Source organism: Porphyrobacter sp. LM 6 (genome assembly GCF_001720465.1).
In the GTDB taxonomy this organism is placed as follows: domain Bacteria; phylum Pseudomonadota; class Alphaproteobacteria; order Sphingomonadales; family Sphingomonadaceae; genus Erythrobacter.
In genome coordinates this window covers 2,257,079-2,278,689 of the sequence record NZ_CP017113.1, presented here as the reverse complement: position 1 = coordinate 2,278,689, position 21,611 = coordinate 2,257,079, and the positions used below count along the sequence as shown (strand labels likewise).

Here is a 21,611-nt window from a genome sequence, read left to right as displayed (position 1 = left end):
AATCTTTGTGCCTGTTCCCGATCCGGTCCCGATGAAGGGGCAAGCGGGCGCTCGGTTCGGTGCGATCAGGCTTTGACAGGGGGGCGCAAAGGCGGCAGCTAACGATGGCCATGTCGTCCTCATCCCGCAACAGCCACAACCCCGCCGCACACCGCGGTCTGCGTGTGCCTGCCACAGGAGGATCCGTGCCGGGGCTGGGCGATGCGCCAGCGTTTACCTTGGCGGCTCCTACGCAACTGCGCTTGCCTGTTCTCATTGCCGTGCCGCACGCAGGGCGCGCCTATCCGCCTGCGCTGGTGGCGCGGATGCGCGATCCGGGGCTGGCGCAGCTCCGCTTGGAAGATCGTCATGTCGACCGGCTCGGGATCGAGATTGCGCGGCAGACCGGCGCCGGATTGCTGATCGCCAATGCGCCGCGCGCAATGCTCGATCTCAACCGCGCTGAAGACGATATCGACTGGGATATGGTCGAAGGCGGGCGACCGGCGGGGCATGAGGTTTCGACGAGCCATCGTAGCAATGCTCGTGCACGCAGCGGTCTTGGTCTTGTGCCGCGGCGCTTGCCGGGGGCAGGCGAGATTTGGCGCGGGCGGCTGGCGCCCGATGAGCTTGCGGCGCGGATTGACGGTATCCACCGGGCCTATCACCAAGCGCTCGGCGCTGAGCTTGCCAGAATCCGCGCGGAGTGGGGCGCGGCGCTGCTGATCGATCTGCATTCGATGCCGCCGCTGCGTCCGGCAGACGGTGAATCGCAGGCGCCGGTAATCGTGCTCGGCGACCGCTTCGGGGCGTCGTGCCACGGGCTATTGATGGGACGTGCGCTCACGCATCTCGAAGGGCGCGGGTTTCCGGCGGCGCAGAACCGGCCCTATTCGGGCGGCTACGTGCTCGATCGCCACGGCGCGCCGCAGGCTGGCGTTCATGCGCTCCAAGTCGAGGTATGCCGCGCGACCTATCTCGACCGCCAGCTTGCCGAGCCCGGCGCAGGCCTGCCTTCGATGGCCGCCGCGCTGGCGGCGCTGGTCCGCGAACTGGGATCGGAAACCGCGCTGCTCGGGGGCGGCGAGGGCCTGCGTCAGGCCGCCGAATAGCAACATCCCCAAAACAAAACGGGCAGGCGACGTGTGCCGACCTGCCCGCTTTTCCGTGATGACCGGGGCCGCAGCCCCGGATCGCATCAGTTGAGCGCCGGAGCCGGAGCGCCTTCTGCGGTCATTGGCACCTTGCCCTGCGCCAGCTGACGCTCGAATACGACGCGCATCAGGTTCAGCGAGAACAGGTGGGCGTAAATCAGCATAAGCATGCCGTTCTTGGCGAGGCCATCCAGCGTTTCGGCCGAAAGTTCGCGCAGCTTGTTCTCGTCCACCATGCGGAAGCCGCGATAGATGAACGGCTTGTCGGGCATGTCGTTGCGGGTGATGGCGATCTCGCCATCCATCAGGATGTCGAGCTTGGCGAGCTCGTCCATGAACATCTTGGTGCGCTGACCGGCTTCCTCGAAGCGGCGGCAGAATTCGAGCACGCCCTGCGTGTACTCGGTCGGCTGGCCGGCGCCGTCGAACAGCTCGAGGCCCTGGTCGAACTTGCCGAGCAGGTTCGCGCTCGGGTCGAAGCACAGCGACATGTCGTCGCTGGTCGGCTGGAGCTTGGCAAGGATGAAGGGATAGCGGCGCACGTAGGCGGGCAGATAGACCAGCTCGTTGATCTTCATATCGTCGCCGACGAAGGTGTTCACGCCTTCGTTGAGGCCGAACAGCGCGATCGGAATCGGATTGTCGCCCGCGGTGAAGACGATCGGGAAGTGCCGCTGGGCATCGACGAACTCGTCCGACGTTACCGGAATGGCGTGGGTCGAAGCCAGAAAGGCAGCGCTTTCGAGCGTCCCGGCCTTCCAGTCCGCATGGTCACGGCTGTTGAGCGGCAGAAGGTCCTTGTAGAACAGCGGAAGTTGCGGTTGCGGCGCGCTGGCCATGACGTCGTCTCCGGAAAAAATCGGTGGTGAAAGATCCCCTCGGCAGAGCGCGCCCCGCCGAAAGCGCGGCCCTTAGGCGTTTGCTCGCCGCCGCGCAAGCCGAGAGGGTCAGGGATGCGGAGCAGCGTGCAGCAGTTTCCCCGGATTGAGCAGACCTTGCGGGTCGAGCGCCGCTTTCACCCGCCGCATCAGCGCCAGTGCCGCTGGATCGTGCAGGCGAGCAAGCTCGTCGACCTTCATCTGCCCGATGCCGTGTTCGGCACTGATCGATCCGCCCCACTGGGTCACCAGATCATAGACCTGCGCGCTCACCGCCTTGCCTTCGGCCTCCTCCCACGCGCCGCGCACGGCGCCTTTAGGGGCCAGCACATGGAAGTGGACGTTGCCATCGCCAAGGTGCCCGAAGGCGACCGCACAGGTGCCGGGGAAGGCGGCTTCGATGGCAGGCGAGGCCGCGAGAATAAACTCGGGCATCTTTTCGACCGGCACGGAGATGTCATGCTGCATCGCCGGACCAAGCGCACGCTCGGCCGCAGAGATCGAATCCCGCAAGGTCCAGAAGTCCTCGGCCTGGCTATCGTTGGCGGCGAGCACCGCGTCGCCGATCAGCCCTTCCTCGAGCGCATCGGCAAGTGCTTCCCCGAGAGCTGCGCTAAGAGCATCGCCATCACGGCTTGGCGAAACGCATTCGATCAGCGCGTTCCACGGATGACGCTCGGCCAGCGGCGCGCGGGCTTGCGGCAGGTGGGCTAGGACGCTCGCAAGGCAATGCTCTGGAACCACTTCGAAGCCTTCGAGCGCATCGCCCAGCGCGCGCTCCATCCGGCCGAGAAGCGTGCGCGCTTCGATGATGCCGCCAAGGCCGACCCACGCGGTCGCCCGGCCGATCGGCGCGGGCAGCAGACGCAAGGTCGCTGCGGTAACGATCCCGAGCGTGCCCTCGGAGCCGATAAGCAGTTGTTTGAGATCGAACCCGCGATTGTCCTTCTTGAGCGGCGTCAGCAGATCGATCAGCGTACCGTCGGCCAGCACCGCCTCGAGTCCCAGCACCTGCGCGCGCATGGTTCCGTGTCGCAGCACCTGCGTGCCGCCGGCATTGGTGGAGATGAGGCCGCCGATCGTCGCCGAACCCTTGCCGCCGAGGGTAAGCGGGAAGCGCATTTGCGCAGCCTCTGCCGCGTCGTGGAGATGCTGGAGGATCACCCCCGCTTCGCACACCACCATGCCTGCTTCGGGATCAAGGTTGCGGATCCGGTCCATTCGCCTCAGTGACAGCACGATCGCAGTGCCGGTCGTATCCGGTGTCGCGCCGCCAGCCATCCCGCTGTTGCCGCCCTGAGGCACGATCGGCACGCCATGCGCAGCGCACAGCTTGACCAGTGCGGCGACTTCGGTCGCTGAGCCGGGCGAGGCTAGGGCGAGCGCCCGCCCAGTATAGCGTCCGCGCCAATCGGTCAGCCAGGCGTCCATCCGTTCATGATCGGTCGTCAACCCGCGCGGGCCAAGCAGCGCGGTGGCTTCGTCCAGAAACGCTTGGCGCGCGGCGGCGTCAGAAGTTGCAATGGAGGTGTGAGTCATTGTGGCCTCCATGCCACACTTGAGTCTCAATATGCCACCGGTTTCAGGCAGGCCCTTCGCGCAATTCACCCACTGTTCAATTCCTGCTGCTAAGGCGGATGCCCGATGCGGAGAAGGGACGCGCAAGTCGCTGCAACCTTCTCCTTTGTTTGGAGAGAATTCTTCGCCCCATGCAAAGCCTGTTCGCCTTGGCGGTGCCGCTGGCACTGATACTGCCGATCACGGCAGGGGTGAATGCGCCTGGAGAGCGCGCTTTGCCATCGGCCTCTGCTCCGAATAACGCGCCGGGCGCCATGCGGGACGCTCCGCTTCTCCCCAATGCGTTGACGGCGTTCCATGATCGCGCCAGCGCGCAGCAGGTCCGGATCGAACAGCGGGTGATGATCCGCATTACCCCGCAGCCCATGGCGGCGCGCCAGTCGATGGTTGCAGAACTGCCCCGGCGCGCAGCCGCGCCGCGGTTCGAGGAGCGCGACAAGGAAAAGTGCCTGCCGCTCGAGGGTATCGCCGGGGTCCAGACCGGGAGCGGCAATCGTCTGGTGCTGTTTCTGCGCGATCAGCGCATGATCTCGGTAAACCTCGAAAAATCCTGCCGCGCCCGTGACTTCTATTCCGGCTTTTACGTCGAGAAGAACAAGGACGGACGGCTGTGCGTTGAACGCGACAAGCTGCAATCGCGCACCGGTGCGCGCTGCGAGGTGGAAGCCATGCGGCAGTTGGTCGAGGTCCGCGACTAACCATCTCTGCCGGCCCCGCGCGATTCCTTGACTTTTGCCCGGGTTTGCGGGAAAGGCGCGGCGGCCTGAAGCAGCGCTTATCCGCGCGGCAGGCCAGCAATCCCGGCAGCACGTCTGCCCGCTATTTTTCGGACACCACACAAAGCATGACCTTCGCCGATCTCGGCCTTTCGCCCGAATTGCTCAAAGCCGTCGAGGACGCGGGCTACACTACGCCGACCGCGATCCAGGCGCAGGCGATCCCGACCGTGCTGATGATGAAAGATCTCATCGGCATCGCGCAGACCGGGACCGGCAAGACCGCGAGCTTCGTGCTGCCAATGATCGACGTCATGGCCGCCGGTCGCCGCCGGGCGCTGATGCCCCGGTCTCTGATCCTTGAACCCACCCGCGAACTTGCCGCCCAGGTCGCCGAGAACTTCGAGAAGTACGGCAAGAACCATGATCTCAAAATGGCGCTGCTCATCGGCGGCGTGCAGATGGGCGATCAGCTCAAGGCTTTGTCGGACGGTGTCGACGTTCTGATTGCCACGCCGGGCCGGTTGATGGACCTGTTCGAGCGCGGCAAGATTATGCTCAACGGCTGCGAACTGCTGGTGATCGACGAGGCTGACCGAATGCTCGACATGGGGTTCATCCCCGATATCGAGTTCATCTGCTCCAAGCTGCCCGAAACCCGCCAGACGATGCTGTTTTCGGCCACAATGCCGCCGCCGATCGAGAAGCTCGCCAAGAAGTTCCTCAACAATCCCAAGCGGATCGAAGTCAATCGTGCGGCCTCGACCAATGCGGATATCACCACCTTCAAGGTTCCGGTGAAGAGCCGTGCCAAGCGCGAGACGCTGCGCTGGTTCCTCGAGAACGATCTGGTCGAAACCGCGATCATCTTTGCCAACCGCAAGACAACCGTGCGCGAGCTCAACCAGAGCCTCAAGCGTCACGGCTTCCGGTCGAGCGAGATCCATGGCGACATGGATCAGGGCAGCCGGATCAAGGAGCTCGAGCGCTTCAAGGCGGGCGAGGTCAACATCCTCGTCGCCTCGGACGTTGCGGCGCGCGGCCTCGACATCAAGGGTGTGAGTCACGTCTTCAACTTCGATACGCCCTGGCACCCGGATGATTACGTCCACCGCATCGGCCGCACTGGCCGTGCAGGCGCCAAGGGGCGGGCCTTCACCTTTGTGTCGGAAGAAGACGCTGAGGCGATCGCCAATGTCGAGAAGCTGACCGGCAATGCCATCAAGGTGTTCGGCAAGGAAGATGTGCGGGTTGACCTCAGCGAGATGCTGGCCCGCGCCGAAGCCGCCAAAGCGGATCAGATCGACACTGTGGACGTCGAAGAGAAGCGTGAGGAGCGCCGTCCGCGCCGTTCCAGCGATGATCGCGATGACCGCGCGCGCAAGCCGCGCCGCGACAAGGAAGAAGTCCGCGCTGAACGCGCTGCACCACGCAGCGAAGCCAAGGCTGATCGCAAGCCCCGTCGCCATCACGAGGATACCGAGCCGGTGCCCGCGGGCGAATGGAACGGTCCGCGCCCGAGCTTTCTGGATGTCGGCTTTGGTTGAGACTGCTTGATCGTTGAGAAGGCTTACTTAACGCTTTCTTGGCGAAGCTGTGCTATGCCTTCCGCGTGATCCAGAGCATTTTCGAATCTGCGCAATCCACGACAAACGGCCTGCTGATCGCGGCTGGGCCGTTCATGCTGCTTGCCGCCGTGATGAAGCGGGCCGAGGTACTCGCCGCTTTCAAGGCCGCGTGGCACGAGATCAAGACCAATCTCGGTATCCTGACCTTCAACGCGCTGGTGACTGTGCCGCTTTTGGCGGTGCCGGTCGCGGCGGGCCGCGATATCGTGCCGCGGCCGGATGCGCTGGTCGGTTTCTGGGAGGCGATTCCGTTCGGTTTGGCGGTTTTCGCCGCGATCGTGATCGTCGATTTTGCCGCCTATTGGCGCCACCGTTTCGAGCATAGCCGCACGCTTTGGCCAATCCACGCCACGCATCATGCCGACGAGGCGATGAACTGGCTTAGCCTTCGCCGCAAGCATCCGTTCGGCGAGGCGTTCAGCATGATCATCGATCTCGTGCCGGTGCTGCTTCTCGGCCTGCCCATTGGTGCGATTATCGTGGCGATGATGATGCGGACCGCTTGGGGTTATTTCATCCATGCGGATGTGCCCTGGACACTCGGGCGGTTCGGCTCGGTTCTGATCTCGCCCGCCGCTCATCGCCTGCACCACATCCGCGACGAACAGCTGATGGGCGCGAATTACGGGAACACCGTGACGATGTGGGATCAGTTGTTCGGCACCTATGTGGATCCCACGCCGTACCTCAATTGCGAAACCGGTATCGCCGAAGGCACCCGCGGCCTGCTCGGCGAACTCGCTCGGCCGTTCGAGAAGCGTTACTGGCGTGCACGACCTGCCGAAGTTGCGAGCGAGCAGCCGGCATCGAGCGGGTGACGCACCGCCAGTCTCTTGGTCAGGCCATCACCTTTGTGGCCACGACGTAAATCGCCAGTCCTAAAAGCGCGATCCAGAACCCGGTCCAAATCAGCCACAGGACCCACCATGTCCAATGTTGCCCCAGAGGCGGCTTCAGACCCGGTATGGTGAGAAATTCGGCCAGATCGGGGAGCGCCACGGCTTCGCTTATCCCACCACGGTGACGAAGCTATCGAGGACGCGCTTTTCGCCCACCTCTTCGAACAGGATGGTGAGCTTGTTGCCCTCCTGATCGATCACGCAGCCGGTTCCGAATTTGGCGTGTGAAACCATCGCACCGATTGCGACGTCCGAACGGGCAGGGGCAGCGAAGCTCGCCGCCGAGCGTGTGTTCTCGCGCACACGGGCCGGTTTAGTCTCATATCCCGAGGTCAGGGCGCGTTGCCAGCCGGGGCCGCGGGTTTGTGCCTTCGACTGGTAGTCGCGTGCGACATGAGCGAAAGGATCTTCCTGCTCGCGCCAATTCGCCCGCCATAGCGATGCGCCCCCGCTAAGCGTGCTTTCCTGATCGATATGCTCGGCCGGCAGCTCCTCGATGAAGCGCGAGGGGATCGAGCTTGTCCACTGTCCGTAGATCCGGCGGTTTGCTGCGTGGATGATGGTGCAATGCCGCCGCGCGCGGGTGATGGCGACATAGGCTAGGCGGCGCTCCTCTTCGAGGCTGGCGAGCCCGCCTTCGTCGATCGCGCGCTGCGTGGGGAACACGCCTTCTTCCCAGCCGACGCAGAACACGTTGTCGAACTCCAGTCCCTTGGCGGCGTGGATCGTCATGATCGTCACGGTCTCACCCTCGTTGGCGCGGTCATTGTCCATGACCAGGCTGACGTGTTCGAGGAAATCGCCGAGGGTCTCGTACTCCTCCATCGCGCGGGCGAGTTCGGAGAGGTTCTCCGCGCGGCCTGCGCTTTCGGGCGTGCGGTCGCCCGCAAGCATGGCGTTGTAGCCCGATTCCTCGAGCACGAGGCGCAGCAGGTTGGCAGGGGTAAGTGTCTCGGCTGCCTCGCGCCAGGCGAGGAACTGCCGCATCAACCCGCCGATGGTGATCGCGGCGCGCTTGGGCAATTCGTCGCTGTCAGCCAGTTGCAGCGCTGCGGCAGCGAGCGGCAGGCCGGTGCGGCGCGCGTGGCTGTGCATCTGTTCCAGCGCCTTGGCGCCAAGCCCGCGCTTGGGCTGGTTGTGTATCCGCTCGAAGGCGAGGTCATCCTGTGGCTGGGCGATCAGGCGCAGATAGGCCAGCGCATCGCGGATTTCGGCGCGCTCGTAGAAGCGGAAACCGCCGATGATGCGGTAAGCGATCCCGATCTGGATGAAGCGGTCTTCGAATTCGCGGGTCTGATACTGTGCACGCACGAGGATCGCGATCCGGTCGAGCGGGGCGCCTTCGCGTTCGAGCCGCTCGATCGCTTCGCCCACCCGGCGCGCTTCCTCTGGCGCGTCCCACACGCCGATGACCTTGACCTTTTCGCCGCCGTTGAGCTCGGTCCATAAGGTCTTGTCATGACGCTGCGAATTGGCGCGGATCAGGCCTGATGCCGCGCCAAGGATATGCGGAGTGGAGCGATAGTTCTGCTCAAGCCGGATCACTTCCGCGCCCGGAAAATCCTTCTCGAAACGCAGGATATTGGCCACCTCGGCCCCGCGCCACGAATAGATCGACTGGTCATCGTCGCCGACGACGCAGATGTTCTTGTGCTGCTGTGCGAGCAGGCGGAGCCAAAGATACTGGACCGCGTTGGTGTCCTGATACTCGTCCACCATGATGTAGCGGAAGCGGCGCTGGTAATCGGCGAGGATGTCCGGGTGCTGCCGCAGGATGTTCAGCATGTGCAGCATCAGATCGCCGAAATCGCAGGCGTTGAGTGCCTTCAACCGCTCCTGATAGCGTCCGTACAGCGCCGCGCCGCGACCATTGGCATAGGCCTCGTTCTCGACCGCATCGAGATCGCCGGGGTTGAGTCCGCGGTTCTTCCAGCGGTCGATCAGACCCGCCAGCTGACGAGCGGGCCAGCGTTTCTCGTCAAGGTCCGCCTCGGCGATGAGCTGCTTCAGCAGCCGCAGCTGATCGTCTGTGTCGATGATGGTGTAATTGTGCTGGAGGCCAACCAGTTCGGCATGGCGGCGCAGCATCTTGGCGCAGATCGAATGGAAGGTGCCGAGCCACGGCAGCCCTTCGGCTTGAGGGCCGAGATGGTGAGCGACCCGCTCACGCATTTCCTTAGCCGCCTTGTTGGTGAAGGTGACACACAGGATCTGCGAGGGATAGGCGCGGCCGGTCGCCACCAGATGGGCGAGGCGGGAGGTGAGCGCTGCGGTTTTGCCCGTGCCGGCCCCTGCCAGCATCAGCACCGGCCCTTCGGTCGCCAGCACCGCCGCCCGCTGCGCGGGATTGAGCCGCGCCGCATAGGCAGGGACGGAGTCATGCGCCTGCGGGGCGGAAGAGGGCAGGTTGGTGCTCATCGGATCAGGTGAACAGGTAGGGAACAATGCCGCGGCGGGCAAGCTGCGGCATCGCGCTTATCGACCGACCGCCTCAGAGCGCGGCGGGATCGAGCCGCAGCAGGCTGAGCTTGCCTTTGCCGACCTTCCGTTCCGCATCCAGCGTAAGTCCCTTGATGACGGGGTCTTCGTTGAATGCGGTTTCGAGGCTGACCCAGGTCTGCGGCCCGATCCATCCGAGCCGCAGCAACCGGTCAAGAGCCACTTCACCCGCGCCCGAGTGATAGGGCGGATCGAGCAGGATCAGATCGAGCGGTGCGGTGGCCGCGCGCAATTGCGTCGCTGACCCGGTTTCCACCCGCGCCTTGGTCTGCGCTCCGAGAGTCGCGATATTGGTACGGATAGCATCAAGCGCGGCGCGGTCTTGTTCCACGAACAGGCAGGTGGCCGCCCCGCGCGAAAGCGCTTCCAGCCCAAGCGCGCCCGAACCCGCAAACAGGTCGGCCACCTGCAAGCCTTCGAGGCTGCCGAGCCGGCTGATCAGCATCGCGAAAAGTGTCTCGCGCATCCGGTCGGCGGTCGGACGGGTGGCATCGCCCTTGGGGGCGACCAGCTTGCGCCCGCGCCACTGGCCGGTGATGATTCTCACCGCTTCTGCCCTTTGGCGAGATCGCCAAGAAAGCGTTCGACCGGCTTGCCCTTCAGTTCGACCGCCTGACCGCGGGGCAGATCGCCGAGGTGGAACGGACCATAGCCGATGCGGATCAGGCGATTGACCTTGAGGCCGAGAAATTCGAGCACGCGCCGCACTTCGCGGTTCTTGCCTTCGGTGATGGTCATCTCGATCCACAGGTTGCGGCCTGAAGAGCGTTCGAGATTGGCGTCGATCGAGCCGTAGCGCACGCCTTCGATCTCGACCCCGTCCATCAGGTCTTCAAGCTGGGCCTGCGTAACTTCGCCAAAGGCGCGCGCGCGATAGGTGCGCGGGATGCCTGACGCAGGCAGTTCAAGCGTGCGCTTGATGCCGCCGTCATTGGTGAGCAGCAGTAGCCCTTCGGTATTAAGGTCGAGCCGCCCGATCGGCATGAGCCGCGGCGTGCCTTTGGGCAGGGCGTTACGCAGCGCGGTATAGATCGTCGGCCGGCCCGCAGGATCACGCTCGGCGGTGATCAGGCCTGTCGGCTTGTGGAAGGCAAAAAGGCGGGTTGCCTCGGCCGCGGCCACGGGATTGCCGTCAACGGTCACACCCTTGAGGCTGGTGAGGATCGTGGCGGGGGTCGTGACGGGCTTGCCCTCGATCGCCACGCGCCCTTCGGCAATCATGCGTTCGACCTCGCGGCGGCTGGCGACGCCCGCGCGGGCGAGCAGCTTGGCGATACGGTCGCCATCGGGGCGGTCAGCGGAGCGGGGGGGCTGGGTGGGCATGGCCGCGCGGCCTAGGCGCTCAATTGGCCGCCCGCAAGGCTTCGCTGACAATCTGGTCGAACCGCGCGATACCGCCTTCGAGCGTGCCGAGCGTGATATGGCTCACAGCGCCGCTCGCCAGACCTTGTTGGCCAAGCTCGGCCGCGCGGAAATCCTCCGAGGCGAAGACCCCGCCATCGAGCAGGTTCCAGCTCCTTTCCCAATGTGCCAGCGCTTTTTCGCTCTGGGGTGCTTCAGGGATCAGCATGAAATCTTCGACCATCGTCCGATCGGCGGCCTGCGGCATGAGTACCATCACGTTCACGTAATCCGGGCTGGGCACGATGATGGTCGCGGGGAGCAACTGGTAGGCGAAGGTCACGACGCGGCGCAGCTGCGCCATGTCGGTGAGGTCGATGCCCTCCATTTCCTCCAGCCGGCCGACTGCTGACCTTTGGTGCGGGCCGATCTGGTCGCCCGCAGTGATTCCATCCTTGAAAAACGGGCCGATGGTGGCAGCGTGGAGGCGGGTAACGTGATAGCTTTCGAGGAAGGCATCCATGATGAGCTTCCAGTTGCCCTGCACGCTGTGGAGCTTGCGCCGGAACAAGTGCGCTTGTGGCAGGCCGAATGCATCGAGATCGATGCCGAGCTTTGCAGCATCGCCGAAATCGGCACCCGCTTGCGGCGCAAACCAGATAAGTCCCCCTGCCTCGAGACTGGGAAGTTCGACCAAGCCATAATCTGCCTTGTCGAGCCCTGGGAAGGTTTCGGGCCGGGGCAGGGCCATCAAGCCGCCGTCGAGCCGGTAGGTCCAGGCGTGATAGGGACACACGAGCCGCTTTGCACATTGCACCTCGCTTCCTTCAACCAGCCGTGTGCCGCGGTGGCGACAGACGTTTAGGAAGACATGCGCTTTGCCATCATTGTCGCGGGTAACAAGGAGCGGCCGTCCCGTGGCATCGTGCGGCACAGCCATGCCTGCCTCGGGCAGCAGGGCTGACGGGGCGAGGACCTGGGACAACCGGTCGAACAGCGCTGCTTTCTCTCGGGCGAAGTGATCGGGACAGGTGTAGTTCGCCGCCGGCACCGTCTGGATCCCGCCCGCTTGCCTGCCAACCCCATCACGGATCGCTTCGGCTAGAGCGAGTTGTCCGGGTGTCGGACTCAATCGGGGCATATCTGTTGTGGCAGCGTTCATCGCTCTTTTCTCATCCTCTCGACCCAGACTAGTGTGACATGAAACAGGCTGAGAGCAAACGCCTCTCGGCTCTCGGAGACTGTGGGAGCATAAATGGCCAACGCTGCCGTGGAGACACCCTCGCGTATGTCGCGCTGGCTGACGCTAGCGGCGTCGCTGCGCCATCCCAAGACCGGCTATGTGCTGCTTTTCGGTTTCGCCAGCGGGCTGCCTTATGCGCTCCTGCTCGGCACGCTATATGCGTGGCTGACCGACGCCCAGGTCGATGTCGAGACGATGGGCGTGTTCTCGCTGATTGGCCTCGCCTATGCCTTCAAGTTCCTGTGGTCGCCCGCGCTTGACCGCGTGGATGTTCCCCTTCTCAGGCGGCTGGGTAAGCGCAAGCAGTGGATCGTAACCGCGCAATTGTTGCTCGGGGGCATTCTTGTGCTGCTTTCCGCGCTTGATCCGCTGTCTTCGCTCGGGGTGTTCTCGTTGCTTGCTGGGATTGGAGCCTTCGCTTCTGCGACACAGGACGTGGTAATCGATGCATGGCGTGTCGATGTGGCGGACGAAGTGGCGACGATCGACATCCTTTCGACCGTGTTCCAGATGGGCTACCGTGTCGCCGCTCTGGTCGGCGGGGCGCTCGCGCTGTTTATGGCAGAACGGATGGGATGGCCGACCGTCTTTGCCAGCATGGGCGCGATCCTGTTGTTCGTGGGCTTCCTTGGCCTCTTCGCTCCCGATGCTGAGCGCAGCGCAGCCGCGCTCGAGAGCGAGCGGGCCAATCTCGGCACTTTGCGCGCCGCTGGCCAGATCGCGCCGCGCATCCGTGCCTATGCGCTGGGTGCGGTCGCGTTGCTGTGGGGCTGGGCGCTGGTGACGGTGCTCGATTTCATGATCCGCTCGCTCGCCGCAACGCCCGAGACGCGTCCGGATTCGACCGAATTCGTCAGCCAGATAGGCCCGCTGATTGTGATCGCGACTGTTGTCATTCCCGGTCTCATCGCCGGCTGGCTGGAAGCGATGCGCAAGCAGGGCCGTTTCGTGCTGGCTGAGGCGGCACCAGCCAGTGGTGCGTTCGATGTCGCGCTCGATCACGGCTACCGCGCGCTGATCCTGCCGCTTGCCGAAATCATCGGACGATTGAAGTGGGCTGCAGTGCTGGTGATCGCGCTGGTGCTTTCTTACCGCATCACCGACGCAATCTGGGGGAGCTTTGCCTACCCGTTCTATTTGGGCGAGCTGCAATACACCAAGGACGAGGTGGCGATTGCTTCGAAGTTTTTCGGCGTCGGTGCGCTGATCGTTGGGCTGGCGCTGGGCGGCACGCTGCTGACTGTGATCGGCCGCATGACCACGCTAACGCTTGGCGCTGTGATCGCGGCGTTGACCAACCTGCTCTACGCCGATCTCGCGGTGGGCGGGGCACGGATGCAGCTGGCGAGCGATCTTATCGGCTTCACCTGGCTTGTTGAGCAGTTCGGCGCGGACGAGCGCATGGGGCGACTCATGCTGGCCATCGGCGCGGAGAACATCGCCGTCGGTATCGCCGGGGCGGCCTTCGTCGCTTACCTCTCGAGTGTTGTGGCCAAGGGTTACAGCGCGGTGCAGTATGCGCTGTTGTCCTCGCTGACGATGCTGGTGGGGACTTTGGGACGGCCCGCGCTCGGCCAGATGATCGAGGAGCGCGGCTATTACGACGTGTTCCTGCTCACCACGGCCATCGGCGCGTTTGCGGTCGTGTTGTGCGTCGTTGAATGGGTGCGGCAGGTGCGGTCAGGACGCCCCGAGAATGCGCCTCCGCCGGAGCCAGAACTGGTTTAGTCCGGCAACTCGTTATTGAGCCTCAGCACCTCGCCCGCAAGGTAGAGCGAGCCGGCGACCAGCACCGGCAGTCCATCGTCGGGGAGCATTGCCATTGCGCTCGGCACGTCGGGTGCCGGTTTGGCGCCGGGGCCGAATGTGGATGCCGGGTGCCACTCATGTCCCGGTACCGGAACAGCCGTGATGCTGGCGAGGGTCTGGCCAAGCGGTCCGATCAGCGAGGTCGGGTCCTTGCCCTCGATCATCCCGATTATCAGATGCAGGCGCTGCCCGGCGAAATGCGCGCCGATCATCGCGCCGGCCTGCGGGTTGTGGCCGCCATCAAGCCACACCTCGCGGGTGCCTGCCAGCGGACCGGCGGAAAGGCGCTGCATTCGTGCTGGCCAGCGGGCATTCTTCAATCCCCGCGACATCGCCATCAGGCCAACGGCGATGCGATCCTGATGCTGGATCATCGCCAGCGCGAGGCCTGCGTTCTCGGCTTGATGCGCCCCTGCCAAAGCCGGACGAGAGAGGGTGAAGGTGCCTGCGCTGTCGCGATAGGTCAGCATCGCCTCCAGCTTGCTGTCCCAAGCGTCCCCTCGCATCGCGAGTGGCGCGCCGACGCGGGCCGCAGCGGCGGTCACCTCGCGGTTGGATTCGGGCCGATAGGAGAGTGTCACCAGCGGCACGCTCTTCTTTGCAATCCCCGCCTTCTCGAAGGCGATCCGCGCCATCGGCTCGGTGGGCACGCCCTCCTCTGGCGCGAGCAGGAAGCGTTCGTGATCGAGGCCGAGCGCAGCAATACCGCAGGCCGCCAGCGCCTCGGGCTCGAGCACGTTGGTGGCATCGAACCGCCCGCCCATACCGACCTCGACCACGCAGACATCGCCGGGGACGCGGCTGAAGGCGAGGAAGGCGGCGGCAATGGTGACTTCGAAGAAGCTGGGGCCGAGGTCCTCTCCGGCATCCAGGACTTCCTCCAGCACATCGGCGAGCATCGCGTCGGAGATGAGTTCGCCTGCCAAGCGGATGCGCTCGTTGTAGCGCACCAGGTGCGGGCTGGTGGTGACGTGGACCTTGTAGCCTTCGGCTTCCAGCATCGCGCGCAGGAAGGCGCAGGTCGAACCTTTCCCGTTGGTCCCCGCAACATGGAACACCGGCGGCAGCTTGCGGTGCGGATTGCCGAGCCGCTCCATCAGTTCGCGGATCGTCTCCAGCCCTAGCCGCCCTTGCGGCAGGCTCAGGGCTGCAAGGCGGTCAAGCTGGGCCTGAACGCGCGGGTCGTCCGACCGACCGAAATCGCGCATGAGTGCGTTACGCCGCCTTCACCGGAGCGAGATAGTCGAGCACCTGTGCTAGCGTCGCCTTCAGCTCGCGGCGCGGCACGACCATGTCGACCATGCCGTGCTTGTGGAGATACTCGGCGCGCTGGAAGCCTTCGGGCAGCTGCTCGCGGATCGTGTCCTGGATCACGCGCTGGCCGGCAAAGCCGATGAGTGCGCCCGGTTCGGCAATGTGGACGTCACCGAGCATCGCATAGCTCGCCGTCACCCCGCCGGTGGTCGGATCGGTCAGCACGACGATGTAGGGGAGCCCGGCGTTCTTGAGCCGCCTGGTCATCACCGTCGCGCGGGGCATCTGCATGAGCGAGAGGATCCCCTCCTGCATCCGCGCACCGCCCGCAGCGGTCACCACGACATAGGCGCAGCTGCGATCAAGCGCCTTCTGCGCCCCCTCGCAGAACGCCTGCCCCACGGCCATGCCCATCGAGCCGCCCATGAAGCTAAAATCCTGCACGCCCACCACTGCGGGAATCGCGTCGATCGTGCCCGAACCGGCCACGAAGGCATCTTCGTGCGGGTTGGCCGCGCGCGCCGCCTTGAGGCGGTCGGTGTACTTCTTGGTATCCTTGAACTGCAGCGGATCTTCGGTGACCTTGGGCAGCGGCAGGACTTCAAAGCCCGGATCGAGCAGCAGCGAAAGGCGCGCATCGGCCCCGATCCGCCCATGATGCTCGCACTTCGGGCAGACGCTGAGGTTCTCTTCGTACTCGGCGACGAACAGCATTTCTTGGCACGAGGGACACTTGATCCACAGGTCCTTCTCGGTCGTGGACTTCTTGTCGGCCGAAAAACCGAGCGAATTGCGGACACGGGTGAACCAGTTCATGCAGCTTTAGTCCTGTCGGGCGGTATGGACCGCTTGTGCGAGAGCCGAAGTGAGTTCCTTTAGCTTGGCCGGCGCCGCGACGCCATACTCGCCGCAGATTTCCACCAGCGCCGAGCCGACCACCACGCCGTCGGCCACCTTGGCGATCTCAGCCGCCTGCTCGGGCGTGCGCACGCCGAAGCCGACCGCGACGGGCAGGTCGGTCGATTGCTTGATGCGCGCGACGTTGTCTTCGATGCTGGCTATCTGCGCCTGCTGCTTGCCGGTGATCCCCGCGACCGAGACGTAGTATAGGAACCCTTCCGACCCTGCGAGAACCTGCGGCAGACGCGCGGCGTCGGTCGTCGGCGTGGCGAGGCGGATTGGGGCGATGCCCTTGGCGCGCAGCGCCGGGCCGAGCGCGTCGTCCTCCTCGGGCGGGATGTCGACGCAGATGACGCCGTCGACGCCGGCGGCCGCAGCTGCCTCGGCGAACCATTCCGGCCCGCGGCGCACCATCGGGTTGGCATAGCCCATCAGCACCAGCGGCACATCGGGGTGCCGGTCGCGGAAGTCGGCGGCGTAGCGCAGCACGTCCGCCGTGGTCGTCCCCGCTCCGAGCGAGCGCAGGTTCCCCGCCTGGATCGCAGGGCCGTCAGCCATCGGATCGGTGAAGGGCATGCCCAGTTCGATCACGTCCGCACCGGCTTCCACCAGCGCATCGAGATTGGCCGCGGTGTCGCCATCGCCTGCGGTGATGAAGCAGACGAGCGCGGGGCGGGGCTGGGCGAAGGTGGTGGTGAAGCGGGTCATTTGCGGAAAACAGGCCTAATCTTGAAAATCATGGAACAGGCAGCAAAGGCGGTTGCGAAGGCGAGGCTAAGCCAGAAGGCGCGGTCATATCTGATCTCTTCGCGCGCCACCCAGTCCCAGGCGACGTAACCAAGCATCGCGACGCCGAAAACGACGAAGAAGCGTTGTGAAGCTTCCCAAGGATCATTTCGCCGCCAGCCGATGAGCTGGTCCTGAAGGTATTGCTTTCCGCCTTCGCTCAAAGCTCCACCCCCAGACGCTCCGCCACGGTGAAGATGTCCTTGTCGCCGCGCCCGCACAGGTTGGCGAGGATGATGCTGTCCTTCGGCATGGTCGGCGCGACCTTCTTCACCGCTGCGATGGCGTGCGAGGGTTCCAAGGCCGGAATGATGCCCTCGGTCGCGCACAGCAGTTGGAAGGCGTCCAGCGCCTCTTCGTCCGTGACGGCGGTGTAATCGACGCGGCCGCTTTCCTTCAGCCACGCGTGCTCGGGGCCGATGCCGGGGTAGTCCAGGCCGGCGCTGATCGAGTGGCCTTCGGTTATCTGGCCGTCCTCGTCTTGCAGCAGGTAGGTGCGGTTGCCGTGGAGCACGCCGGGCGATCCGCCGAGCAGGCTCGCGGCGTGTTCGTCACCGTCGAGGCCGTGGCCCGCCGCTTCGACGCCGAGCATTTTTACCGACGGATCATCGAGGAAGGGATGGAACAGCCCCAGCGCGTTCGATCCGCCGCCGATCGCGGCGACCAGCAGATCGGGCAGGCGTCCGGTGCGGGCGAGCATCTGGGCGCGGGCTTCCTTGCCGATCACGCTCTGGAAGTTGCGCACCATCTCGGGATAGGGATGCGGGCCGGCCGCCGTGCCGATGATGTAGAAGGTGTCGTGGACGTTAGCGACCCAGTCGCGCAGGCCCTCGTTCATCGCGTCCTTAAGCGTCGCCCCGCCGCTGGTGACGGGCACGACCTCGGCCCCCAGCAGCTTCATCCGGAACACGTTGGGCGACTGCCGCTTAACGTCCTCGGCGCCCATGTAGATCACGCAAGGCAGGCCGAAGCGCGCGCAGACCGTCGCGGTCGCCACCCCGTGCTGGCCCGCGCCAGTCTCGGCGATGATGCGGGTCTTGCCCATGCGGATCGCGAGCAGGATCTGGCCGATGCAATTGTTGATCTTGTGCGCGCCGGTGTGATTGAGCTCGTCGCGCTTGAACCACACCTGCGCGCCGCCCAGTTCCTCGGTGAGGCGCGGCGCGAAATAGAGCGGGCTGGGGCGGCCGACGTAATGTTCGAGCAGATCGTCGAACTCGGCCTGAAATGCAGGATCGGCCTGCGCCTTGCGGTATTCGCGCTCGAGATCGAGCACCAGCGGCATCAGCGTCTCGGCGACATAGCGACCGCCGAACTGGCCGAAATGCCCACGTTCGTCAGGCTGGGTGCGGAAGGAGTTGAGAGGGGTGTTCATATGAGGGCCGCTTTGCAGAAGGCAGTGATCTTGTCCACGTCCTTGATACCGGGGGAACGCTCGACACCCGAAGAAGTATCCACGAGCGGGGCGCGGGTTATGCGGATCGCTTCGGTGACGTTGGCAGGGGTGAGCCCGCCCGCCAGGCCCCAGGGAACCGGTGCCTGCCAGTGAGCGAGCAGGCTCCAGTCGAACGCCGCACCGTTGCCGCCCGGAAGGCCCGAAGCCGGGGCATCGAGCAGCAGGCGGTCCGCCGCGCCGTGGAAACGCTTGGCATCATCAAGCGCCGAGGCGTCTTTCACGCCCAGCGCGCGCCATGCCTCGATGCCGGTGTCGGCGCGGAAGCGCGCAAGGGCTTCGGGGGTTTCGGCGCCGTGGAATTGCACGACGTCGGGGTGCACTACGCGCACGGCTTCGGCCAGAAGATCAGGCGAAGGGTTTACCAGCAGCAGCACCGCCTTGACGTGCGAGGGCGCGAGCGCGCGCAGCTTTGCCGCTTCGGTCAGTGCAAGGTGGCGGGGGCTCTTGGCGAAGTGGACAAAGCCGACATGGCTTGCTCCCGCACGGATCGCCGCCGCGAGCGTATCGGGCGTTGAAAGTCCGCAGATCTTGACGAGGGTGGCCATGACCCGTCCCTAGGCGGCCCGGAGCGGCTTTTCCAGCACCACGAAATTGACCGGCGGATCGCGCAGCACAGGGAAGGGTCGGCGCTCCCCGGTGAAGGCATAGCCGCGCCGTTCGTACCACGCGATCAGCGACGCGCGGCTGTCGATCACTGTCATCTCCATCGCCGACAGACCGAGCGCGCTGGCATGATCCTCCGCTGCATCGAGTAGCTTTCGCCCGAGGCCTGCCGATTGCAGATCGGGCTGGACACAGAGCATGCCGAGATAGCCGAGGCTGGCATCCTTGCGTGTCACGGCCACGCAGCCGATCAATGCGTCGCCATCGCGCGCGGTTAGGATTGTTACCGCCGCGTCGGAGAGGAGCGCCTCGAGCTCCTCGCGCCCGATCCGCTCATCGTCGAGGATATCGGCCTCGTGGTTCCACCCCTGCCGTGCCGAATCGCCCCGATAGGCGGTTTCGAGCAGGGCCTTGAGCGCAGGAGCATCCAACGGGGATGCAACATCGATGCGGATCAAAGTGTCGCCTCGATAGCCCTTGCGGCGGCAGCCGGGTCTTCCGCACGGCTGATCGGGCGGCCGATCACGAGCACGCTCGCGCCATTGTCGCGGGCCTGACGCGGGGTGACGACGCGCTTCTGGTCGCCGGTTCCGCCGCCAGCGGGGCGGATCCCGGGGACGACGAAGAAGCCGTCCTTCCACGCCTTCCTCACCATGCCGACTTCCTGACCCGAGCAGACGATCCCATCGAGGCCCGCCGAATGGGCCAGCTCGGCAAGGCGCATCACCTGTGTCTCGGCGCTGCCATAGACGCCGGTAGCGGTGAGGTCGTTCGCATCGAGGCTGGTGAGCATCGTCACCGCGACGACCTTGGTGCCGTTGGCGGCGGCGGCCTTGGCATCCTCCATCATCGCCCGCCCGCCGCTGGCATGGATGGTGACGATCGCGGGTTCGTAGACGTGGATCGCCTGCATCGCGGCGGCGACGGTGTTGGGAATATCGTGGAACTTGAGGTCGAGGAAGATCGGCAAGCCCAGATGCGCGATCTCGTGGACCCCGTGCGCGCCGTGCGCGCAGAAGAATTCCAGGCCGAGCTTGACCCCGCCAATATGCGCCTTGACCTTGCTGACGAGCGCCTTGGCCGGCTCCAGCTGCGGCACATCGAGGGCGAGATAGATCGGGTTGCTCACTTGCCGCTGCCTCCATCTCTGTCCGCTGGGGAGAGCGGATCGGCGGCTTCTCCCATGCTTTTCCCGGGCTTATCCACAGGCGTATCCGCAGACATCGTTCCAACGTCAGCCTGACGGGCCAGCGCTGTGTGTTTGAGCGAATTCTCGAGTGCACGGATGCGGCGGTTCAGGCCCCACGCAATGCTGCGATGGTAGGCCCACATCGGCACGAACCCGATCAGGAACGCGAGCACCGCCAGCACCGGCAGCTTGGTTTCCAGCACCAGATTTTGCCACAGGGTCAGTTCGACAGGCTGCCAGTTATAGATCGCGAAGATCAGGAACCCGAACAGCACAAAAACCCAGATGATGGTGCGAAGGATCCTCACAGGCGCATTGCCTCCTTTTGGCCGCTGGACCGGCAAAACCTAGGCGATTCGCCTGCCATGTCCAGCGCCGCTGCCGTGCTCAGCCGAACACCCGCGCAAAGATCGTGTCGACATGCTTGAAGTGGTAGGCGAGATCGAACTTCTCTTCGAGTTCGGCAGGCGAGAGCGCAGCAGTTACATCGGGATCGGCCTTGAGCAGATCGAGCAGCGACAGCGCGCCATCCGATTCCCACACCTTCATCGCGTTGCGCTGCACCAGCCGGTAGGCATCGTCGCGGGTCAGGCCGGCCTGAGTCAACGCCAGCAGTACGCGCTGTGAATGAATGAGGCCGCCCATGCGGTTGAGGTTTTTCTCCATCCGCTCGGGATAGACTAGCAGCTTTTCGACCACGCCGGTCAGTCGCGCCAGCGCGAAGTCGAGCGTGATTGTGGCATCAGGCCCGATGAAGCGTTCAACCGAGGAGTGCGAGATATCGCGCTCGTGCCAGAGGGCGACGTTCTCGAGTGCGGGCAGAGCATAGGCGCGGATCATGCGCGCCTGTCCGGTGAGGTTCTCGGTCAGAATCGGGTTGCGCTTGTGCGGCATGGCCGAGGAGCCCTTCTGGCCAGGCGAAAAATACTCCTCGGCCTCCAGCACCTCGGTGCGTTGCAGATGGCGGATTTCGATGGCCAGGCGCTCGATGCTGCCGGCGACCACCGCGAGCGTGGCGAAATACATCGCGTGGCGATCGCGCGGGATCACCTGCGTCGAGACTGGCTCGATGGCGAGGCCGAGCTGTTCCGCGACATAAGCCTCGACCTGCGGATCGACGTTGGCGAAGGTGCCGACCGCGCCCGAGATTGCGCAGGTGGCGATTTCCGCACGGGCCGCGACCAGCCGCGCACGGCAGCGGTCGAACTCGGCATAGGCCTGCGCAAGCTTGAGGCCGAAGGTGACCGGCTCGGCATGGATGCCGTGACTGCGCCCGATGGTGGGGGTGTACTTGTGCTCTTCGGCGCGGGTGCGGATCGCGGCCAGAAGGCCGTCCATGTCTTCGAGCAGCATGTCGGTCGCGCGCGCAAGCTGCACCGACAGCGTCGTGTCGAGCACGTCTGAGCTGGTCATGCCCTGATGCATGAAGCGGGCTTCCTCGCCGACCTGCTGGGCGACCCAATCGAGGAAGGCGATAACGTCGTGCTTGGTCACGGCCTCAATCGCGTCGATCGCGGCAACATCGATCACGGGATTGGTCGCCCACCAGTCCCACAGCGCCTTTGCCGCGCTCTGCGGCACGACGCCGAGATCGGCGAGCTTCTGGGTCGCGTGCGCCTCGATCTCGAACCAGATGCGATACTTCGCTTCCGGCTCCCAAAGGGCGGTCATGGCAGGGCGAGCGTAGCGGGGGACCATC

21 protein-coding genes are annotated in these 21,611 nt (G+C 64.8%); 5 read left to right on the top strand and 16 right to left on the bottom strand.

The window, feature by feature from the left end; translation table 11 throughout:
- The first annotated feature begins 242 nt into the window (after positions 1–242).
- Complete coding sequence (locus tag BG023_RS10935; protein ID WP_233992991.1) at positions 243–1,091, top strand: N-formylglutamate amidohydrolase; 849 nt, start codon at positions 243–245, stop codon at positions 1,089–1,091.
- Positions 1,092–1,177: 86 nt separating this feature from the next.
- On the opposite strand, the gene BG023_RS10930 is transcribed toward BG023_RS10935, so the two are convergent.
- Both BG023_RS10930 and BG023_RS10925 read right to left on the bottom strand, forming a co-directional pair.
- The gene (locus tag BG023_RS10930) at positions 1,178–1,972 is read right to left on the bottom strand and encodes a SapC family protein (RefSeq protein ID WP_069310481.1); all 795 of its coding nucleotides are present in this window, start codon (positions 1,970–1,972) and stop codon (positions 1,178–1,180) included.
- A 108-nt stretch (positions 1,973–2,080) separates the two neighbouring features.
- Entirely contained in the window at positions 2,081–3,550 is a 1,470-nt protein-coding gene (locus BG023_RS10925; RefSeq protein ID WP_069311275.1) for an FAD-binding oxidoreductase, read from the bottom strand.
- Positions 3,551–3,648: 98 nt separating this feature from the next.
- Between BG023_RS10925 and BG023_RS10920 the strand changes: the two genes are divergently transcribed.
- From BG023_RS10920 to BG023_RS10910, 3 genes are all read left to right on the top strand, one after another.
- On the top strand, positions 3,649–4,287 hold the full coding sequence (locus BG023_RS10920; protein WP_233992990.1) for a hypothetical protein: 639 nt from the start codon (positions 3,649–3,651) through the stop codon (positions 4,285–4,287).
- A 146-nt stretch (positions 4,288–4,433) separates the two neighbouring features.
- A complete protein-coding gene (locus BG023_RS10915) occupies positions 4,434–5,852 on the top strand; it encodes a DEAD/DEAH box helicase (RefSeq protein ID WP_069310480.1) in 1,419 nt (472 codons plus the stop codon).
- A gap of 38 nt (positions 5,853–5,890) precedes the next feature.
- Positions 5,891–6,751, top strand: coding sequence for a sterol desaturase family protein (locus BG023_RS10910; protein ID WP_233992989.1), 861 nt, complete (start codon positions 5,891–5,893; stop codon positions 6,749–6,751).
- Positions 6,752–6,940: 189 nt separating this feature from the next.
- Here the strand turns inward: BG023_RS10910 and BG023_RS10905 are convergent, their stop codons facing one another.
- From BG023_RS10905 to BG023_RS10890, 4 genes are all read right to left on the bottom strand, one after another.
- Positions 6,941–9,250: an ATP-dependent helicase gene (locus BG023_RS10905; protein ID WP_069310479.1), complete on the bottom strand. Its 2,310-nt coding sequence runs from the start codon at positions 9,248–9,250 to the stop codon at positions 6,941–6,943.
- 73 nt (positions 9,251–9,323) lie between these two features.
- Positions 9,324–9,878, bottom strand: a complete 555-nt coding sequence (rsmD, locus tag BG023_RS10900) for a 16S rRNA (guanine(966)-N(2))-methyltransferase RsmD (RefSeq protein WP_069310478.1) — start codon at positions 9,876–9,878, stop codon at positions 9,324–9,326.
- Positions 9,875–10,654, bottom strand: coding sequence for a pseudouridine synthase (locus tag BG023_RS10895; protein ID WP_069310477.1), 780 nt, complete (start codon positions 10,652–10,654; stop codon positions 9,875–9,877). Before BG023_RS10895 ends, rsmD begins: the two co-directional genes overlap by 4 nt.
- 19 nt (positions 10,655–10,673) lie before the next feature.
- Positions 10,674–11,834 (bottom strand): aromatic ring-hydroxylating oxygenase subunit alpha, encoded by a 1,161-nt coding sequence (locus BG023_RS10890; RefSeq protein WP_069310476.1) that lies wholly within the window; start codon positions 11,832–11,834, stop codon positions 10,674–10,676.
- Positions 11,835–11,927: 93 nt separating this feature from the next.
- Here BG023_RS10890 and BG023_RS10885 point away from each other — a divergent pair, with 93 nt between their 5' ends.
- On the top strand, positions 11,928–13,643 hold the full coding sequence (locus BG023_RS10885; RefSeq protein ID WP_069310475.1) for an AmpG family muropeptide MFS transporter: 1,716 nt from the start codon (positions 11,928–11,930) through the stop codon (positions 13,641–13,643).
- Here BG023_RS10885 and BG023_RS10880 read toward each other — a convergent pair.
- The 10 genes from BG023_RS10880 to purB form a co-directional block, all read right to left on the bottom strand.
- A complete protein-coding gene (locus BG023_RS10880) occupies positions 13,640–14,932 on the bottom strand; it encodes a bifunctional folylpolyglutamate synthase/dihydrofolate synthase (RefSeq protein WP_069310474.1) in 1,293 nt (430 codons plus the stop codon). The genes BG023_RS10885 and BG023_RS10880 overlap by 4 nt on opposite strands.
- A 7-nt stretch (positions 14,933–14,939) precedes the next feature.
- Positions 14,940–15,794 (bottom strand): acetyl-CoA carboxylase, carboxyltransferase subunit beta, encoded by an 855-nt coding sequence (gene accD, locus BG023_RS10875; RefSeq protein ID WP_069310473.1) that lies wholly within the window; start codon positions 15,792–15,794, stop codon positions 14,940–14,942.
- A gap of 6 nt (positions 15,795–15,800) precedes the next feature.
- The gene (gene trpA / locus BG023_RS10870) at positions 15,801–16,586 is read right to left on the bottom strand and encodes a tryptophan synthase subunit alpha (RefSeq protein ID WP_069310472.1); all 786 of its coding nucleotides are present in this window, start codon (positions 16,584–16,586) and stop codon (positions 15,801–15,803) included.
- A complete protein-coding gene (locus BG023_RS10865) occupies positions 16,583–16,828 on the bottom strand; it encodes a hypothetical protein (protein WP_069310471.1) in 246 nt (81 codons plus the stop codon). Before BG023_RS10865 ends, trpA begins: the two co-directional genes overlap by 4 nt.
- The gene (gene trpB / locus BG023_RS10860) at positions 16,825–18,039 is read right to left on the bottom strand and encodes a tryptophan synthase subunit beta (RefSeq protein ID WP_069310470.1); all 1,215 of its coding nucleotides are present in this window, start codon (positions 18,037–18,039) and stop codon (positions 16,825–16,827) included. The genes BG023_RS10865 and trpB overlap by 4 nt, the downstream gene beginning before the upstream one ends.
- Positions 18,036–18,665 carry a phosphoribosylanthranilate isomerase gene (locus BG023_RS10855; RefSeq protein WP_069310469.1) on the bottom strand — a complete coding sequence of 210 codons (630 nt, stop codon included), beginning with the start codon at positions 18,663–18,665 and terminating at the stop codon, positions 18,036–18,038. Before BG023_RS10855 ends, trpB begins: the two co-directional genes overlap by 4 nt.
- Before the next feature lie 9 nt (positions 18,666–18,674).
- Complete coding sequence (locus tag BG023_RS10850) at positions 18,675–19,181, bottom strand: GNAT family N-acetyltransferase (protein WP_083234659.1); 507 nt, start codon at positions 19,179–19,181, stop codon at positions 18,675–18,677.
- Positions 19,178–19,852 (bottom strand): orotidine-5'-phosphate decarboxylase, encoded by a 675-nt coding sequence (pyrF, locus tag BG023_RS10845; RefSeq protein WP_069310468.1) that lies wholly within the window; start codon positions 19,850–19,852, stop codon positions 19,178–19,180. The genes BG023_RS10850 and pyrF overlap by 4 nt, the downstream gene beginning before the upstream one ends.
- Positions 19,849–20,220, bottom strand: a complete 372-nt coding sequence (locus tag BG023_RS10840; RefSeq protein WP_069310467.1) for a DUF1049 domain-containing protein — start codon at positions 20,218–20,220, stop codon at positions 19,849–19,851. The genes pyrF and BG023_RS10840 overlap by 4 nt, the downstream gene beginning before the upstream one ends.
- A gap of 79 nt (positions 20,221–20,299) precedes the next feature.
- On the bottom strand, positions 20,300–21,610 hold the full coding sequence (gene purB, locus BG023_RS10835) for an adenylosuccinate lyase (protein WP_069311271.1): 1,311 nt from the start codon (positions 21,608–21,610) through the stop codon (positions 20,300–20,302).
- Between the last annotated feature and the right edge of the window lies 1 nt (position 21,611).

Coding starts and splice junctions, on each gene's coding strand:
- BG023_RS10855 (WP_069310469.1), bottom strand. CDS start 18,665: ATGGCCACCCTCGTCAAGATCTGCGGACTTTCAACGCCCGATACGCTC.
- trpB (WP_069310470.1), bottom strand. CDS start 18,039: ATGAACACCCCTCTCAACTCCTTCCGCACCCAGCCTGACGAACGTGGG.
- BG023_RS10880 (WP_069310474.1), bottom strand. CDS start 14,932: ATGCGCGATTTCGGTCGGTCGGACGACCCGCGCGTTCAGGCCCAGCTT.
- BG023_RS10905 (WP_069310479.1), bottom strand. CDS start 9,250: ATGAGCACCAACCTGCCCTCTTCCGCCCCGCAGGCGCATGACTCCGTC.
- trpA (WP_069310472.1), bottom strand. CDS start 16,586: ATGACCCGCTTCACCACCACCTTCGCCCAGCCCCGCCCCGCGCTCGTC.
- BG023_RS10885 (WP_069310475.1), top strand. CDS start 11,928: ATGGCCAACGCTGCCGTGGAGACACCCTCGCGTATGTCGCGCTGGCTG.
- BG023_RS10915 (WP_069310480.1), top strand. CDS start 4,434: ATGACCTTCGCCGATCTCGGCCTTTCGCCCGAATTGCTCAAAGCCGTC.
- BG023_RS10925 (WP_069311275.1), bottom strand. CDS start 3,550: ATGACTCACACCTCCATTGCAACTTCTGACGCCGCCGCGCGCCAAGCG.
- BG023_RS10930 (WP_069310481.1), bottom strand. CDS start 1,972: ATGGCCAGCGCGCCGCAACCGCAACTTCCGCTGTTCTACAAGGACCTT.
- accD (WP_069310473.1), bottom strand. CDS start 15,794: ATGAACTGGTTCACCCGTGTCCGCAATTCGCTCGGTTTTTCGGCCGAC.
- BG023_RS10920 (WP_233992990.1), top strand. CDS start 3,649: ATGCCCGATGCGGAGAAGGGACGCGCAAGTCGCTGCAACCTTCTCCTT.
- purB (WP_069311271.1), bottom strand. CDS start 21,610: ATGGTCCCCCGCTACGCTCGCCCTGCCATGACCGCCCTTTGGGAGCCG.
- BG023_RS10890 (WP_069310476.1), bottom strand. CDS start 11,834: ATGAACGCTGCCACAACAGATATGCCCCGATTGAGTCCGACACCCGGA.
- BG023_RS10895 (WP_069310477.1), bottom strand. CDS start 10,654: ATGCCCACCCAGCCCCCCCGCTCCGCTGACCGCCCCGATGGCGACCGT.